The sequence below is a fragment of the Polyangium jinanense genome (assembly GCF_028435365.1).
Map to the genome: position 1 here is coordinate 136,564 of NZ_JAGTJJ010000015.1, position 17,266 is coordinate 153,829.

Sequence of the window (17,266 nt, forward strand, 5' to 3'; positions counted from 1 at the left end):
GGTGCCGGCTCGTGTAGAGTGCGGTTTGCCCCCGAGAAACCGCCATGTCGTCCGAGCCCTCATCCGCCCACCGTGACGCGCCCTCTTCCTCCACGGAGCCACGACGCTCGCGCCCGACGCGCGTGCTCGTCGCGCTCGCCCTCGCCTTCGCCACCGCCCTCTCCGCGGGCCCCGCGATGGCCGACGCGCGCACCGAGGCGAGGCGGCACTTCCGCGCCGGCATGGAGCTCATCAGCAAGGGCAACTATCCCGAGGGCATCAAGGAGCTCGAGCGCGCGCAGGAGATCCTTCCGCACCCGAACGTCCTCTTCAACATCGCCCGCGCGCACGCCGAGGCCGGCAACCTCGAACAGGCCATCAACGCGTACAAGCAGTACGTCGCGTCCGATCCGTCCGACCGCGCCGAGGCTGCGCAGGTCCTGAAGCAGCTCGAAGAGAAGCTCGCGCTGCAGCGCGCCGAGCAAACGAAGCCCACCGAGCCGCCGAAGACGAACGAGGGCGATACCAAGCCCGGCGACACCAAGCCCGGCGATACGAAGCCTGGCGACACCAAGCCGAGCGACGCGAAGCCCGGCGACACCACGCCCGGCGACACCAAACCCGGCGACACCAAACCCGGCGATACGAAGCCTGGCGACGCGGCGGCGCAGGACGACGTCAACAAGCTCGTCGGCAAGGCGCGCGACGAAGACGTCTACCGCGAGACGGTCATCACGGCCTCGCGTGGCGCCCAGAGCCCGCTCGACTCGCCGAACTCGACCACGATCATCACGCGGCAGGACATCCGCCTCTCGGGCATCACGCGTATCCCCGAGCTTTTGCGTCGCGTGCCCGGCATGGACGTCATGCAAATCACGGGCGGCGATACAAACGCCTCGATACGCGGCTTCAACAGCCGCCTCGCGAACAAGCTGCTCGTGCTCATCAACGGCCAGCGGCCCGCATACCTCGACATCCTCGGCGCGACGTTCTGGGAGACGCTCTCGATCGACGTCGATCAGATCGAGCGCATCGAGGTCGTGCGTGGCCCGGGCTCCGCGCTTTACGGCGCGAACGCGTTCGCCGGTGTCGTCAACATCATCACGATCGCGCCGGGCGAGGGACGCACGGGCTTCCGCGTGGGCTACGGCGACAGCGGCCAGGGCTACGGTTCGGCGTGGGCCACCGGGCGCGACGGCGACCTCGGGTATCGCGCGTCGGTCGGGTACACGCGTTATTCGCGGTGGACCCGCGAGGTGCAGGACGGCCGAAAGGACATCGTTGTCTTCGATCCGAACCAGAACCTCGGCGCGGAGAACCTGCGTGTCGACATCCGCCTGGCGCAGCGTTTCAAGAACAACCGCGAGCTCCAGATCGGCGGTGGCTTCGCGCGCAGCGACATCGACGTCTACGGCATCGGCCCGTTCAACGACTACCGCGCCCGCTTCGACAACTCCGACATCACTGCGCTCTTCAAGACCGAAAACTTTTCCGCGCGCGTCTTTTACGCTCGGGTCGCTGCGCAGACCTCGTCGAACCACGACTACTACGGCCACACGCTCTTCCCGAGCCAGGCGAACCAGAACGTCGTCGACGCCGAGCTCAACTTCTTCAAGGACGTCACGTGGCCGAAGTCGGTCGAGCACAGCCTCCGCGCCGGCGCCGCGTACCGCTTGAAGTCGATCACCTGGACGTACCTGCAGGACGACACGCCGATCGAGAACTGGGGCTCGCTCTTCCTCCAGGACACGCTGCGCTTCGGCAAGCGCGTGCAGCTCGTCGTCTCGGGCCGCGCCGACTACGTGCCCTATCTCGAGACCGTGAAGGTCTCGCCGCGCGGCTCGCTCATCTTCAAGCCGACCGACCTCCAGTCGATCCGCGTGAGCGCCTCGACCGCGTTCCGCAACACGACCTTCCTCGAGTCGTACCTCGACCTGCCGATCCAGCTTCAGCTCCCGGGCGTCGAGCTGATCTCGGCGTCACAGCGCTACGAGGACAAGGCCTTCCGGCTCCGGCCCGAGAGCATCATCACGGCCGAGGCGAGCTACCTGAACCAGATGAGCGATCGCTTCGAGTTCGAAGCAACCGCCTATTACAACCGCATCACGGATCTGATCGCGCTCGCCGGCGAACGGCCGCTCACGCTGGCGAACCGCGCCGATGGGCTCGGCGGGCTCAACCCGGAGACGGGCCGCTACACGGTGGGCTTCGGCGGGTGGCTGAACCGCTGCGACATCCAGAACGTGTTCGGCGGCGAGATCGGCACACGCGTCTACCCGATCGAGGGCCTCGACATCTTCGCGAACTACGCGCTGAACATGTCCTCGCAGGAGCTACCGGACGGCTGCTCGGCGCCGACGGACCAGCGCACGAGCCGGCACAAGATCAACGCCGGCGTCCAGCTCCGCACGAAGCCCGGCATCGACGGCGAGATCACCTTCCACTACCAGTCGGCGCAGAGCTGGGCCGAGCAGGTCGCCACGCTCTCCGGCATCCAGGTGCAGACCTTCGACGTCCCCGGTTATGCCCTCCTGAACGGGCGCATCGGGTGGCGCTTCCCGATCGCGAGCACGACCGGCGAGGTCTCGCTCGTCGTGTACAACGCGCTCGCGGGCCTCGCCGACGAAGCGCCGCAGATGCATCCCTTCGGCAACCGCGTCGGTCGCCGCATCATGGGCTTCTTCCAGCACACGCTGTAGAGGTTTCGCGTGGACATCCAGTTCGTCGGCGCGGCGCAGACCGTCACCGGCTCGATGCACGTCGTCCGCACGGAGCACGCCACCGTGCTGCTCGATTGCGGCTTGTTCCAGGGGCGGCGGCGCGAGTCGTTCGAGTACAACCGCCGCCTGCGCGTGCCCGCGCGCGAGATCTCGGCGGTGGTGCTCTCCCACGCGCACATCGATCATTCGGGCGCGCTGCCGATGCTCGCGAAAAACGGCTTCGACGGGCTCGTGTATGCGACGCCGGCGACGCGGGATCTCGCGGCGCTCATGCTCCGCGACGCGGCGGCGATCCAGCAGGCCGATGCGCGCTACCTGAACAAGCAATCCGTGCGGGAGGGCCGCGAGGACGAGCTCGTCGAACCCATCTACGGCGAGGAGGACGTGCTCGACGCGATCTCGCGGTTCGTCTCCGTCCCCTACCACCGCTCGATATCGATCGCGGACGGCGTGCGCCTGACCTTCTTCGACGCCGGGCACGTGCTCGGCAGCGCGATCACGGTGCTCGACCTCGAAGAGCGCGGGAAGAAGCGGCGTCTCGTGTTCACTGGGGATCTCGGCCGCGCCGGGCGGCCCATCCTGCGGGATCCCGAGGTCCCCGAGGGCACCGACGTCCTCGTCACCGAGAGCACGTACGGCGATCGGCTGCACGACGGCGTCGACAAGATGGAGGACGATCTCGCACGCGTGGTCACGCGAACGGTCGCGCGGGGCGGCCAGGTTTTCATCCCCTCGTTCGCGCTCGAGCGCGCGCAGGAGGTGATCTTCGCGCTGAAGAAGCTGCGCAAGGCCGGGCAGATCCCGCGCGTGCCGGTCTACGTCGACTCGCCGCTCACGGTCCGCATCACGGACGTCTTCAAGCTCCACCCCGAGTGTTACGACGCCGAAGCGCGGGAGCTCCTCCGCGGCACGGACACGCCCTTCGACTTCGAGGACCTCGAGTACATCGAGGACAAGGAGCGCAGCAAGGAACTTGGCGGCGAAGGCAGCGCGATCGTCATCTCGGCGAGCGGCATGTGCGAGGCCGGCCGGATCCTCCATCACCTGAAGAACGGCGTGGAGGATCCGCGGAACACCGTGCTGATCGTGGGCTACCAGGCGCAACACACGCTCGGCCGGAGGCTCGTGGAGAGACGCGCGCGCGTCCGGATCTTCGGCGTCGAGCGCGAGCGGCGCGCGGACGTCGTGGTCCTGAACGGCTTCAGCGCGCACGCCGATCAGCGGGATCTCGTGGCCTACGCGGACGCGTGCCGCGCGCGGGGGCCGGCCGGGACGATCGCGCTCGTGCACGGCGAGCCGCAGCCGCAACGCGTGCTCGCCGACAAGATGCGCGACCGGGGACACGGCTCGATCGTGATCCCGGCGCCGAACGACAGGCTCGAGATCGTTTGAGGGTCAACCTTTCACGGCGTGCACGATCGCCGCGGTGAGTGGCGCGTCCTCGCCGTCGAGCAAGGTGCGCACGTCGAAGAGGATCCGGCCTTCCTGCACGCGCGGCAGGACCGGCGGATCTCCCGCGCGCAGGCGCTCCGCGATCGCTGCGAGCGCGCCGCCCGTCGCTTCGAGCGCCACGCCAAACGAAGGCAGCGGCTCCTCGGCGCACGCGCCTCCCCCCACGGCGCCCCCGAGCTCCACGACGGACGACGTCACGCCCTTTTGCGCGAGCTCGACCTGAATCCGCTCGGCCCGCGCGCGCACGGCGGAGAGCGGCGCGCGCAACGCGGCCAGGGTCGGGATCGCGTCGAGGTCATCTTCGAGGTACGCGGCGAGCGTCGCTTCGAGCGCGACCAGCGGCAGCCGGCCGAGGCGCAATGCGCGCGCCAGCGGATCTTTCCGGCATGCCGCGACGAGATCGGCGCGCCCTACGATCGCCCCCCCCTGCGGCCCGCCGAGCACTTTGTCGGTGCTGAAACAAACCACGTCGGATCCCGCCTCGACCGAGCTCCGTACGCTTGGCTCACCCGAAAGCCCGATCGGCTCGAGATCCACGATCGCGCCGCCGCCGAGATCCTCCAGCAAGAGCACCTTCCGCTCGCGCGCGAGCGCTGCGAGCGCCCGATGCTCCGGCCGCTCGACGAAGCCCACCTGCCGGAAATTTCCTTGATGCACGCGCAGGATCGCCGCCGCGTCGGGCGCCGCATCCAGCGCGCGCGCATAGTCCGCGATGCGCGTTTTGTTCGTCGTCCCCACCTCGACGAGCCGCGCGCCCGATCGCGCCATCACCTCGGGCACACGGAACCCTCCGCCGATCTCCACGAGCTCGCCGCGCGACACCACGACGGGCCGACCCGCCGCGAGCGCGCCCAGCATCAAGAGCACGGCCGCGGCGTTGTTGTTCACGACGAGCGCCGCCTCCGCGCCCGAGAGCTCAGAGAGCGCGTCCTCGGCGAACGCGCCGCGACGCCCGCGCCGGCCCGTCGCGAGATCGATCTCGATCGACGTGTACCCCGCGGCCGAGTTCGCGAGCGCCTCGGCCACGCGCCCGCCGAGCGGGGCGCGTCCGAGGTTCGTGTGCAACACGACGCCCGTCGCGTTGATCACCCGCCGCGCGCGCGTCCGGAGCGTTCGTTCGGCGTGCGCCGCAACGCAGAGCGCCACGTCCTCCACGGAGGGACACGGCGCGCCGCCGCGCACGGCTTCACGTGCTTCGTCGAGAAATCGCCGCACGAGACGCGTCAACGTGGCGGTGCCGAGCTTGCGCTTGGCCTCTGCGAGGGACGGATTCGCGAGGACACGGTCCACCCGTGGGATGCCCCGCAGATCCACGCTCCCTGTCCCTCGCGTTTCCTCCTCGCCCATCGGCTGCTACATCTACCTGCTCTCCGCTCCTTCTCCCGTACTTTTTGCGCACACACACTTACGCGGCCTCGCCAGAAACCGCGCCGCGCGGGGCCGATGAGGAGACGATGCGAACGTACCGCCCCTCGTGGCGCGGCGGCTTGCTCGCCGCCCTGGCCCTCGCGAGCGCCCTGTCGCCCCACCCCGCGTCCGCCAGTTGGCCCCCGTCGCCCGACGCGGACATGGCCGATCCCGCGAACTGGCCGAACGATCCGGGCTACGCCTTCACGGACGATCACGACGGCCAGTGGAACTACTACTCGTTCCTGCCGCCCGCCGCGCCGGGCGTCGTCCGCCGCGCCGACGAGGTCGCCTCGGGTATGAGCATCGACCGCGCGTGGCGCGTCTCGATCGGCGATCCGCGCGTCGTCATCGCCGTGACCGACAGCGGCATCTTCTGGGAGAAGCCCGATCTCCTCGACAAGGCTTACCTGAACCGCCGCGAGCTCCTCACGCACAAGCCTTTCCAGACGGGCGGCAGCCCCTGCGGCGGCGACGGGGATCTCGCCGGCTTCGACTGCAACGGCGACGGCGTCTTCTCGGTCTCGGACTACGCGACCTCGATGCCGCTGCCCGCGTCCGATCGCAACGCGAACGGCGTGCTCGACGCCGGCGATCTGATCCTCGCTTTCTCCGATGGCATCGATGACGACGGCAACGGGTACATCGACGACATCTCGGGCTGGGACTTCATGAAGAACGACAACGACCCGTACGACGACACGCGGTACGGGCACGGCACGGGCGAGGCCGAAGACTCGTCGTCCCAGGCCCACAACGGCATCGGCCTCGCGGGCGCCTGCCCGCGGTGCATGTTCCTCCCGCTGCGCGTCGGCGACAGCTTCATCGGCGACGTGCAGGCCTTCGGCGAGGCCGTCGTGTACGCGACCGACAGTGGCGCGAAGGTCGTGCAGTGCGCGCTCGGCACCCTGAACATGACGCGCTTCGCGCAGGCCGCGCTCGACTACGCGTACGAGAACAAGGTCCTCGTCATCACCTCGATGGCCGACGAGAACTCGCGTCACCACAACATGCCGGCCGCGAACAACCACACGCTGCCGGTGCACGCGATCCAGTACGACGGCGCGAGCGCCCGCACCTCACGCAGCTTCGTCGACTTCCACCCCTGCTCGAACTACGGCGGCCAGAACCTGCTCTCGGCCTCGGGCACCTCGTGCTCCAGCGAGGCCACGGGCCAGCTCAGCGGCATCGCGGGCCTGCTTTATTCGGCGGCGCTCCAGTACAACACCGTGCCGCAGCTCTCGCCGGGCGAGGCGCAGTCGATCTTCTTCTTCACGACCGACGACATCGACGTCCCCGAGTCGCGCGAGCCCGGCTCGATCTACCGCTTCTCGCAGGCCGGCTTCGATCAACGCTTCGGCTACGGCCGCGTCAACGCGAGCCGCGCGCTCGAGGCGATCCGCGACGGCCGCATCCCGCCCTCGGTCGACATCGTCTCGCCGCGCTGGTTCGAGGTCCTCTACAAGGATCGTGCCTCTGGCCCGATCCAGATCCGCGGCACCATCTCCGCGCCGCGGGCAAACGCCTACGACTACGTCGTCGAGTGGGCGAGCGGCGTGCAGCCGCTCGAAGAAGACTTCCAGAAGCACGTCCTCGATCATCGCGAGAACCTCGATCCCACCTTCATCGCCGGCAGTGCCGAGCCCCTCGCGCTCCTCGACGTGCGTAACGTCACGGTGAGCCATCCGCGCGACGTCGACAGCCCCTTCGGGGAAAACGATCACACGATCACCGTGCGTGTCCGCGCGACCGCGCACTACGGTGGCGCCGTCGGCGACGTGCAAGGCGAGATGCGCCGCACCTACTACGTGCACAGCGATCCCGACCTCGCGCGGGGTTTTCCCGTCTGGCTCGGCGACAGCCTCGAAGCGAGCCCCAAGATGGCCGATCTCGACGGCGACGGCGTACGCGAGCTCGTGGTCCCGACGGGCGGCGGCGCGATCCACGTCCTCACGCTCACGAAGGCCGGCCCCGTCCCCTTCCCCGGCTTCCCCTTCCAGACGACCCCCATCGACGGCCTCACCGCTCCGCCCGCCAGCGAGACGCCGAGCCACATCACCGCGCCCGGTTACGCGTCGGGCAAGGTCGATCCGAACCTCGCGCGTGAGGGGTTCATGAACGCGCCCGCCATCGCCGACCTCGACGACGATGGCAGGATCGAGATCGTCGCCACCACGTTCGCCGGCACGATCTACGTCCTCGAAGCCGACGGCTCCGTTCGCCAAGGTTTTCCGCGCCGCTTGCCGCATATCCCCTCGTGCCCGCGTGGCGTCGACCTTCCTCCGCCCACGGGCCCTTGCATGGACGAGGACCAGCGCATCACGCGCGGCGCCTTCGCCTCGCCCGTGCTCGTCGATCTCGATCGCGACGGCCGGCTCGACATCGTGCAGGCCGCGTTCGACGGCAAGGTCCACGTCTTCGACGCCGATGCCGCACCCCTGCCCGGCTTCCCCGTCGAGATCCGCATCGACCCCGAGAACAACCCCACGAAGCGCAGCCGCATCCTCACGACGCCCGCGGTCGCGGACTTCAACGGCGACGGCGTGATGGACCTCGTCCTCGGCTCGAACGAGCGACTCGGCACGAGTGGTCAGTTCGGCGGGATCACGGTCGTCGACGGCCGCGGCACGAAGGCCCCCGAGGGCCCGATCCTCGCCGGCTGGCCCGTCTCGCTCAGCTCCTTCGAGCTCTTCCCGCTCGTCGCCGAGGGCATCCCGAACTCCCCGGCGATCGCGCGCTTCGAGGGCAAGCTCGCCGCCGTCGCGCACGGCAACGTGAGCTTACCGTTCGTCGTGCCCACCGAGCCCGGCGGACAAACCTCGCTCGGCGCGCCGCCCGCGAACGCGCTTCCCGCTCGTCCCGACCCGAGCGATCCGGACAAAACGATCCGCGGCCTCGAGCCCTCCAGCATCTTCGGCCCGCTCACGCGCGCCTCTCAGCCGAACACGATGCTCCCGCTCTTTTCGAGCCCCTCCGTCGGCGACCTCGATCAGGACGGCGTGCCCGACGTCGTCGCCTCGGGCGGCTCGCTCTCGCTCACGCAGGCGCTCCAGGGCGGTGGCACGGGCGCGGGCGAACACCTGCTCGCGGTCTGGAGCGGCAAGACCGGCGCGATGCTCCCCGGCTCGCCCTTCCTGCTCGAAGACTTCACGTTCTTCAACAACCACGCGATCGCCGATCTCGACGGCGACGACTACCCCGAGGTCATCACCGGCTCGGGCGGCTACTTCCTCCACGCCTACGACGCCTGCGGCCGCGAGCCCGCGGGTTTTCCCAAGTTCACGGGCCAGTGGATCGCCTCCACGGCCGCCGTCGGCGACCTCGACGGCGACGGCACGCTCGAGGTCGCGGCCGGCACGCGCAGCGGCTTCTTGCACGTCTGGCACACGCGCGGCCGCACCGACGGCGTCATCGCCTGGGAGAGCTACCACCACGACAACCGCAACACAGGCAACCTCGAGACCCGCCTCGCGCAGGGCACGCTCCTCAAGGCCAAGGCCCCGCTCACGGCCCTGGCCTGCGAGGAAGCCCGCCTCCCCCGACCGCTCGAGGCCTCCGGCGGCTGCGATTGTCGGGCTGCCGGCCATGGCCGCGAAGGCGGGCGCGCGGCGGGACTCTTCTTCGCGGGCCTCGCACTCGTGCTGGCGAGGCGGCGACCTGCGCGTAGCTAAGCTACCCTCTCCTTCGTGTCGCCTCCCGTTCGTATCTACCTCTCTCCCGGCATGTTCGGCTTCGCGCGGCTCGCCTCGTTCGAGTACTTCGAGCACCTCGTCGTCGCGCTCGAAGAGCGTTTCCGCCAGCGCGGCCGCATCGCCAAGGTCCTCGTCTGCGACGTCCACCCCACGGCCAGCGTCTGCCGCCGCGCGGCCAAGCTCGCGCACATGATCGCCGCCACGGCCGGCGACGACGACGGCCCCATCCACGTGATCGGCCACTCGACGGGCGGCCTCGACGCGCGCCTCGTCGCCTCCCCGACCGCGCGCCTGCCCGGCGTCGCCCGCAAGGACCTCGCGTGGCTGCCGCGGCTCTCGTCGATCACCACGATGAACACGCCGCACTACGGCACGCCGCTCGCGGCCTTTTTCGCGACCGTCAGCGGCCAGCGCATGCTCTACGCGATCTCCGCGCTCACCGTGACCGCGCTCAAGCTCGGCGCGCCCCCGCTCGCCGCGACCTCCGCGCTCGTCGCCGCGTTTGGCCGCCTCTCGATCGGCAACTTCGAGCTCGAGATCATCAACCGCGCCGTCGACGCGGTGGCCAAGGTCCTCGACGAGGCGTCGAGCCGCGAGCTGCGCACCTGGCTCGATCTGCTCCGCGGCGATCAGGGCGCGGTCGTGCAGCTCATGCCCGAGGCGATGGACCTCTTCCAGGCCGGCGTCGAAGATCGCCCCGGCGTGCGGTACCAGTGCGTCGCGACGTATGCGCCCTCGAACGCGGTGCGCGACTGGATCACGGCGCTGCGCTCGCCGTGGAGCGCGATGAGCGCGACGATCTTCACGGCGCTCTACAACCTGACGAGCCGCCTCGACGAGCGCTACCCGTGCGCGGCGGCGGACGGATCGGCGCAAGCGAAGCTCAAGGCGATGCTCGGCGAGGCCTTGCCGCCGACGGCAAACGACGGCGTCGTTCCTTTGACCTCCCAGATCTGGGGCGACCTCGTCTGGGTGGGCAAAGCGGACCACCTCGACATCGTCGGCCACTTCCCCGGCGCGGGAGGTCACACGGACTGGCTCGCGAGTGGCGCGCGGTTCCAGCGCGTGCGATTCGACGTGGTGATGGATCGAATCGTCGCCGGCATGATCGTGGGCGAGGAGCTACGCGACGCGCGCACGCCCCTGTCCGAGCGCGCGCCGAAGAGCGCCCCGGCGAGCGTGCGTGGGGTGTCATGACGAGCAAGCGGCGGTCGCTCGAGCTCTTGCACGAAGCGCTCGTCGAGTGCCGCCGTTGTGATCGTCTGGTCGCATGGCGTGAAGAGGTCGCGCGCGTAAAACGCCGCGCCTACCGGGACGAGACCTACTGGGGCCGTCCGATCCCCGGCTTCGGCGACCCTGACGCCACGCTGATCATCATGGGCCTCGCGCCGGCCGCGCACGGCGGCAACCGCACGGGCCGCATGTTCACGGGGGATCGCTCGGGCGATTTCCTCTACGCCGCGCTCCACCGGGCCGGCGTCGCCTCACAGCCGACGAGCGTGCGCCGCGGCGACGGCCTGACGCTCACGGGCGCCTTCATCGTGGCCCCGTGCCGCTGCGCGCCGCCCGAGAACAAGCCCACGCCGGCCGAGCTCGCCTCCTGCCGCCCCTGGCTCGAAGCGGAGCTCGCGCTGCTCGACCGGGCACACACCTACCTCGCGCTCGGAAAAACCGGCTACGACGCGGTCCTCACGCTCGCCAAGAAGCACGGCAATGTCTCGGCTGCGCCTCCCTTCGCCCACGGAGCACGCGCGGAGATCCCGGATCCACGCGGCGGCGGGGGCCTCGCGTGGCTGTTCGGGAGCTACCACGTGAGCCAGCAGAACACGCAGACAGGCCGGCTCACCGCGGCGATGTTCGACGAGGTGCTGGAGGCAGCGCTGAAGCGAGCGCGCGTTTAGGGTCTGTTCTTGGGGCCGTCTCGCCGGGGCGCTGCCCCGGGCCCCGCGGGGGCTGTTCGCCCCTCGACCCGAACCAGGGCAAGCCCTGGACCTTTGGTGGAAGAACTGCGCGGTGCGCAGTTCTTCCAACGGGCCGGTGGCAAGACCACGGACAACGTTGCCGGTCGCGGCGGTCTCGGTTGGCAGGGCCTTCGCTGGTCTTGACTCGACCTGTTCGATGAACTGCGCATCGCGCAGTTCATCGACCCCGAGTCCAGCGCTTGCGCTGGTCCGGGTCCAGGGGCGGACAGCCCCTGGTGGGGCCTGGGGCAACGCCCCAGCGCGGCGGCCCCGAGAAGTCAGTTCTTCGGCGTGAGGAGCTGCGCGAGCTCGCCCGACGCCTGCATCTCGAGAAGGATGTCGCTCCCGCCGACGAACTTCCCGTCGATGTAGACCTGCGGGATGGTCGGCCAGTTCGAGAACTCCTTGATGCCCTGGCGGATGTCGGGGTCCTTCAGGACGTTCACGTCCGCGAACTCGGCCCCCGCTGCTTTGAGGATCTGCACGGCGCGCTGGGAAAAGCCGCACTGCGGAAAGCTCTTCGTCCCCTTCATGAAGAGGACCACGCGGTTCTGATCGATGATCTCCTGGATCCGTTGACGCACGTCGCTCATGGCGGCGACAACGTAGCGTAAGGGAAGCGGCGGGGCGAGGCGTGGAGGTGGGGGCTTCCGTCTTGACAGCACGCGTGATCTTCGTGAGCAAGGGCGGATGGATGCTGCCTCCCTCTATCTCGTCGGCCGAAGGCTGGCCATGCTTGCCGAGCGCGCGATGGCCGCTCCGGAGGGGGTGCCCGACGAGCCCTCGGTCGAGCACCTCGTGCTGCGCGCTGTGGCCGAGCGGCTCGTGCTGCGGGCCGTGATCGAGCGCCCGGGGCTCACCGCGAGCGACCTCGTCACGCAGCTCTCGATCGCGCAAAGCCGCATTTCCCAGGTCCTGGCCGAGCTCGAACGCAACGGGTTCGTGCGCCGCTACCCCGATGCGGACGACCGGCGCAAGCAACGCATCGAGGCCACCGTGCATTACAAGGAAGCCGTCGAACAGCGCATGACGCGCAACGTCGAAGAGGCGCTCGAGCCCCTCCTCATCCACGCCACCGCGCGCGAAAAGGCCCGCGTGCTCGCGGCGCTGGAGTTGATCCACGACCTCGTCCTGCGCGCAGGCGAGCGCGAGGATGGCTCCGAGGCGCCCGAAAAGAAAACGCCACGACGTGGATAGATGAATCTGCCAAGATACATCCATCCGCGGATGTATCTTGACAGATACATCTCTACAGATACTCTCCATGCGTGCGTGCGTGCGAGCGGGCGGGCCGCTCGTCTTTGCTTGTCGCCCTCTGCGCATGGAGGAACCATGAGACGTCCCATCGCCGTGTCCTCGCTCCTGGCTCTTGGCTGCGTCGCCGGCTGCGGCGGCGCCGAGAACCCCGGCGGCTCGACCGGTCCCACGTATTACAAGGACATCGCGCCGCTCGTGAACGAGGCGTGCGCGAGCTGCCACGAGGCCGGCGGTATCGCGCCGTTCTCCCTGACCGACGCCCAGACCGCGGCGAACATGGCCGGGGCCATGGCGGCCGCGACCGAGGCCCGCACGATGCCGCCGATGCCGGTCAACAACGACGGATCGTGCCAGACCTACAAGAATGCCCGGTGGCTGAGCGACGAGCAGATCGCGCTCTTCCAGCGCTGGTCCGAGGCCGGCGCGCCGCTCGGGGATCCGAAGGACGCGCCCCCGCCGCCGGCCTTCGATACCCCGAAGCTCGCGGGCGAGCTCGCGACCTTCGACATCGGCCTCGATTACACGCCCGAGCCTCCTCCGGGCGAGCTCGACGAATACCGTTGCTTCGTCGTCGATCCCGGCATCACCGAGGACACGTTCATCACGGGGTACGACATCCAGCCCGGGGATGCGCGCGTCGTGCACCATGTATCGCTCTTTTACCTGGCCGACGACCAGGCCGACGCCGACGCGGAGGCCCTGGACGCCGCGGATCCGGGGCCTGGGTATCGGTGCTTCGGCGCCGCCGGTGTGCAAAACTCCGTCCTTTACGGTGTCTGGGTCCCGGGCAGCGGAGCGACGATCCTGCCCGCGGGCACGGGGATCTTCCACGGCGCGGGCCGCAAGATCGCCCTCCAGGTGCATTACAACGTACCGCTCACGGGAGGACCTTTCACGGACCGCTCCAAGGTCACGTACCAGCTCGAAAAGGACACCTCGTTGACGCGAGCGTACTTGCTGCCGGTCGGGAGCTTTCAGTTCTCGCTGCCCCCCAAGGATGCGCAAGCCAATGTCAGCGTCGACCTGTCGCTTTCGCTGCTGGGGTCCTACGGCGGCGTCGATGCGTCCGGCGGCATCCGCGTCTACGGCGCAATGCCGCACATGCACGTGATCGGCCGGACGCAGCGCACCATCCTGAAACGAGAGGACGGGCAGGAATGCCTCACCGACGTCGACCGATGGAATTTCCACTGGCAAGACCTGTGGTGGTACGAGACGCCCCTCGACGTGGCCCCCGGGAGCACCTTTGGTATCTCGTGTGACTTCGACACGCGGGGGCGCACGACGCCCACGACGTGGGGCGAAGGGACGAACGACGAGATGTGCACGAACATCCTGTATGCGACGCTGATCGGTAAGTAGCGCCCGCGCCCGGGGCAACCGTCGCGCCGGGGCGCTGCCCCGGGCCCCGCGGGGGCTGTTCGCCCCTCGACCCGAACCAGGGCAAGCCCTGGACCTTTCGTGGAAGAACTGCGCATCGCGCAGTTCTTCCAACAGGCCGGTGGCAAGACCAAGGACGACCTTGCCGGTTGAAATGGCAGCGCGGCGGTCTTGATTGGCAGGATCGCTCCTGGTCTTGACCTGGCCTGTTCGATGAACTGCGCATCGCGCAGTTCATCGACCCCGGGTCCAGCGCTTGCGCTGGTCCGGGTCCAGGGGTGGACAACCCCTGGTCGGGCCCGGGGTGAAACCCCGGCGCGGCGGTTCCTCATGAGACCCATCGACTTGCTCCCGACGAACGCGGGGTCACGACCTCGCCGACGCCGATCGTGAAGTCGAGCTCCATGTAAAAGCTGGCGAGGGCCCGCAGGCGCACCCGCTCGTCGCCGCCTTCGCCGACGAGCCCGAGCGTGCTTGCGAGGCCGACGCGCCGCGAGACGGAAAGCTCGATCGGGCGAGGGAGCCTCGCGCTCGTTCGGGGGGCGCCGATGCGTCGGCACGGGGCCTCGACGATGGCCTGATAGCAGGCGATCTCGCGCCGGGCGGCGTCGCGGAATTGCTTGAGGAAGACCATGGTGAATGCGCCGGTCCGCAGGCTATCGGCCGCGAGGCCGAGGAGCCGGACCTGCGCGCGCGTGTCGAGGCCCGCGGCGCCGAGCCAGGCCGCGTCGTGGCTCGCGCGCAAGGCGTCGAGGAGCGAGGTCTCGCGGGCGCCCTCGCCGGCGTCGCGTGCCTCGACGATCCGCTCGTGGCGCCACGGGGTGGCAGCGCCGCCGCCCTCGGGCGGTAACCATGCGTCGACGTGGAGGGCGAGATGCCCGGAGGCCGTGGCCTCGAAGCCGAGATCGGCGTGTCCTTTGGGAAAACCGAGGACCTCGCGGCCGCCGACGAGCGCCGCACCGAGATCGACCCAGAGGTAAGGGGTATACGCGCCGACGGCGAGTGGTTCGAGTCGTCCGCCGCGGCGCTCGCAGATTGCCACCGGGACGAGAAAGCCGAAATCACGCTCCGCGACCACGCCCGGCGCGTCGATGGCCGAAAGGAGACGATTGTCCTGCGCATAGAACACCACCGAGGGGCCGAGCGGGATGTAGACGCGGTCCTCGTGGAGGCCGAGGTGACGGGCGCAGAGGTCACGCAGGCGGCGCGGCTCGGCGCGGAGAAGGGCGGCGACCATCACGCTCGACCGCGCGTCGTAGGGCGGCGAGGTCGACTCGTTGACGCCTCGCTCGATGTAAAGCGGCCCGGGGGAGCTCGCCGGCGCACGCGGGCGGCCGCGGAGCCAATCGTCGTGCATCGGGATCGGCAGGCCCGTGAGCACCTGGGCCGCGCGAATGCCGGACATCGTCGCGGCCTCGACGCAGCCGAGATTCATGGGCGTGAGGGTCCAATCCCCGGCGAGGACGAGGTTTTCGTAGCCGGACTCGTCCGCGGCGAGGCGGTGGCGCGTGGTCCCCCGCGGCGAGAGGACGTACCGATCCGACGGGTGCTGGACCGGGCTGAAATGCTGAAAAGCGAGAGGATCGCCCTTCGACGCCGGCGCGTGGAGGCGGCTGCGATCGAGGGCGCCGTCGGGCCGCACAATGGCAGGCCAGAGGTGGGCCGCGGACGCGTCGAGGTGGGCTGCCGTGAATGCACGCACGTGTTCGAGCTGCCTTGCGGCGTAACCGACGTAGGCGGAACGCTCGATCGGCGGCGGTTCGTCGTCGTCCATGGCCGCGGTGAGGTACGCAATGCTTTGGGGGCCCCCGGGCTCGGGAAAACTCTCACGCGAAAGGAGGTGGCTCATGTCCGCCCAGGTATCGAGGGGCGCGGCGTAGGGGATCATGACCGGCGGCGGCAGGTGCCAGCCGGTCGCGCGGAGATCGTCGCGGATCCAGAGCTGCGACGACACGGTCGGCGTGGTCGTGATCTCCCGGATCATTGCGGCGAAGCGCGGATTGTTTGCGTCGGCGACGATCTCCTCGCAGAGGGCAGGCAAAACGCCGAGCCCCACGCCGAGGACGACCCGATCGAAATCGCGGCCGTCCTCGAGAACGAGAGGCGGCTCCTGATCAGGATAACGCGATCCCCAGTCCTCCAGGCTCTCCCCGCTCGCGCGGAGGGCCTCGCCGCCGATGAGCTGATCGTAGAGGGGCTCGCTCGGCCAGCAGGGCAGGCCCTTCACGTCGAAGAGCGGCTCGTAATCGGCGCCGCCCTTCACCGCGATCTGCCGGCCCATCTCGATCGCAGCAATGCGCCGGCGATCGGCCGAGAGGCGGAGCCTGTCGATACGATGAAAGAAACGGAAGTGCACGCCGCGCCGGCGGAGGACCTGATAGAGCGGGGCGAAGATCACGTCGCCCATCCCCGCCTGCATCTTGTAGAAAATTGCGCCGCGGTAGGTATAGAGCATCCGCAACGTCCAGTGCAGGGCCGTCCCCGCGCCCATCTCGCGACCGGCGCTGTAGGCCCCAGCATAGACGCCCGAAACCGTCGATGCCCTCACGGAGGCCTCGGAGGCGCCGTGCCGCCGCAGCCACGCCCGGAAGTCTTCGTGGTCGAGGCGCAACCAATCGACGTCGTCCTGATCGGTCAGGCCATCGGCGATCATCCCGCGGATCATTGCCAGCGTGATGTCCACGGCCGCCCAGGCGCTCCGGATCTCCGGCTGCTGCGCGAGGAGCGGCTCGCAGCGGCGAAACACGGCGGCGGACCAGGCGAGCAGCCGGCGGAGCAGCTCCTCGCGGCGCACGGCGACGAGGTTTTCCGCGGGCGCAGCAAGAAGCTCGCGCAGGGACGCGAGCAGGCGCGCGACGCCGCGGCGGAGGACACGGATTCCGACGCCGAGCGACCGTGATCTCGCGTCCGAGCCGTTGCGCAGCGCGGGCTGCTCGTCGAAGAGGTCGAGGAGGAATTGCAGCATGATCGGGATCAGCTCGGCCGGGGTGGGGACCTTTCGGCCGAGGCCCGGAGGATCGCTGTTCCGGGGAAAAAGCAAGGGCTGGTGCTGCCAGACGCCCTCGGATTGCTCCTCGAAGACGATGAGCGAGTGCGGCTCGAACGCCTCCTCGAGGGTCGCGAGGGGCGCGCCCGCGGGGCGCCCGAGCTCCTCGTAGCAGCGGCGCATCACGGAAAATGCGTTGTCGTAGAAGCCGTAGAAGAGGTGGAGGCCATGCTCCTCGATGCGATCGAATCGCTCGTGGTTCCGGCCACTCGCGCCCTTCCCGCCGAGGCGGTGTCCCTGCTGATAGACGGTGACCTCGTAATGTTCCTCCCAGCCTGGCGTGCTGGTCAACTCGAATGCCGTGGTCAGGGCGGCCATTCCTCCGCCCAGGATGACGATTCTTTCGCGGTTCACGGGGCCGCGAAGATAGTG

10 protein-coding genes are annotated in these 17,266 nt (G+C 69.3%); 7 read left to right on the forward strand and 3 right to left on the reverse strand.

All coding sequences use genetic code 11. The features are described 5' to 3' along the window. The first annotated feature begins 44 nt into the window (after positions 1-44). Entirely contained in the window at positions 45-2,678 is a 2,634-nt protein-coding gene (locus tag KEG57_RS24645) for a TonB-dependent receptor domain-containing protein (RefSeq protein WP_272423319.1), read from the forward strand. Positions 2,679-2,687: 9 nt separating this feature from the next. Further along, complete coding sequence (locus tag KEG57_RS24650) at positions 2,688-4,091, forward strand: MBL fold metallo-hydrolase (protein WP_272423318.1); 1,404 nt, start codon at positions 2,688-2,690, stop codon at positions 4,089-4,091. A 3-nt stretch (positions 4,092-4,094) separates the two neighbouring features. Here the strand turns inward: KEG57_RS24650 and selA are convergent, their stop codons facing one another. Next, entirely contained in the window at positions 4,095-5,498 is a 1,404-nt protein-coding gene (gene selA / locus KEG57_RS24655; protein ID WP_272423317.1) for an L-seryl-tRNA(Sec) selenium transferase, read from the reverse strand. A gap of 107 nt (positions 5,499-5,605) precedes the next feature. Here selA and KEG57_RS24660 point away from each other — a divergent pair, with 107 nt between their 5' ends. Genes KEG57_RS24660 through KEG57_RS24670 form a run of 3 tightly spaced genes read left to right on the forward strand, consistent with a single transcriptional unit; the run spans position 5,606 to position 11,151 of the window. Further along, on the forward strand, positions 5,606-9,229 hold the full coding sequence (locus KEG57_RS24660; RefSeq protein WP_272423315.1) for an FG-GAP-like repeat-containing protein: 3,624 nt from the start codon (positions 5,606-5,608) through the stop codon (positions 9,227-9,229). A 15-nt stretch (positions 9,230-9,244) separates the two neighbouring features. Continuing rightward, complete coding sequence (locus tag KEG57_RS24665; protein ID WP_272423313.1) at positions 9,245-10,447, forward strand: esterase/lipase family protein; 1,203 nt, start codon at positions 9,245-9,247, stop codon at positions 10,445-10,447. Beyond that, positions 10,444-11,151 (forward strand): uracil-DNA glycosylase, encoded by a 708-nt coding sequence (locus tag KEG57_RS24670; RefSeq protein ID WP_272423312.1) that lies wholly within the window; start codon positions 10,444-10,446, stop codon positions 11,149-11,151. The genes KEG57_RS24665 and KEG57_RS24670 overlap by 4 nt, the downstream gene beginning before the upstream one ends. Positions 11,152-11,489: 338 nt before the next feature. On the opposite strand, the gene grxD is transcribed toward KEG57_RS24670, so the two are convergent. Next, positions 11,490-11,804, reverse strand: a complete 315-nt coding sequence (gene grxD / locus KEG57_RS24675; protein WP_272423311.1) for a Grx4 family monothiol glutaredoxin — start codon at positions 11,802-11,804, stop codon at positions 11,490-11,492. Positions 11,805-11,901: 97 nt separating this feature from the next. Here grxD and KEG57_RS24680 point away from each other — a divergent pair, with 97 nt between their 5' ends. Together KEG57_RS24680 and KEG57_RS24685 are read left to right on the forward strand one after the other, a co-directional pair. Continuing rightward, positions 11,902-12,408: a MarR family winged helix-turn-helix transcriptional regulator gene (locus tag KEG57_RS24680; RefSeq protein ID WP_272423310.1), complete on the forward strand. Its 507-nt coding sequence runs from the start codon at positions 11,902-11,904 to the stop codon at positions 12,406-12,408. A 135-nt stretch (positions 12,409-12,543) separates the two neighbouring features. Further along, the gene (locus KEG57_RS24685; protein ID WP_272423309.1) at positions 12,544-13,830 is read left to right on the forward strand and encodes a monooxygenase; all 1,287 of its coding nucleotides are present in this window, start codon (positions 12,544-12,546) and stop codon (positions 13,828-13,830) included. Between the two features lie 346 nt (positions 13,831-14,176). Here KEG57_RS24685 and KEG57_RS24690 read toward each other — a convergent pair whose 3' ends face one another. Next, complete coding sequence (locus KEG57_RS24690) at positions 14,177-17,248, reverse strand: NAD(P)-binding protein (protein ID WP_272423308.1); 3,072 nt, start codon at positions 17,246-17,248, stop codon at positions 14,177-14,179. Between the last annotated feature and the right edge of the window lie 18 nt (positions 17,249-17,266).

Bases quoted from the DNA above. Each gene is read 5' to 3' on its own strand.
- KEG57_RS24645 (WP_272423319.1), top strand. From the start codon at position 45: ATGTCGTCCGAGCCCTCATCCGCCCACCGTGACGCGCCCTCTTCCTCC.
- selA (WP_272423317.1), bottom strand. From the start codon at position 5,498: ATGGGCGAGGAGGAAACGCGAGGGACAGGGAGCGTGGATCTGCGGGGC.
- KEG57_RS24660 (WP_272423315.1), top strand. From the start codon at position 5,606: ATGCGAACGTACCGCCCCTCGTGGCGCGGCGGCTTGCTCGCCGCCCTG.
- KEG57_RS24670 (WP_272423312.1), top strand. From the start codon at position 10,444: ATGACGAGCAAGCGGCGGTCGCTCGAGCTCTTGCACGAAGCGCTCGTC.
- grxD (WP_272423311.1), bottom strand. From the start codon at position 11,804: ATGAGCGACGTGCGTCAACGGATCCAGGAGATCATCGATCAGAACCGC.
- KEG57_RS24680 (WP_272423310.1), top strand. From the start codon at position 11,902: ATGGATGCTGCCTCCCTCTATCTCGTCGGCCGAAGGCTGGCCATGCTT.
- KEG57_RS24685 (WP_272423309.1), top strand. From the start codon at position 12,544: ATGAGACGTCCCATCGCCGTGTCCTCGCTCCTGGCTCTTGGCTGCGTC.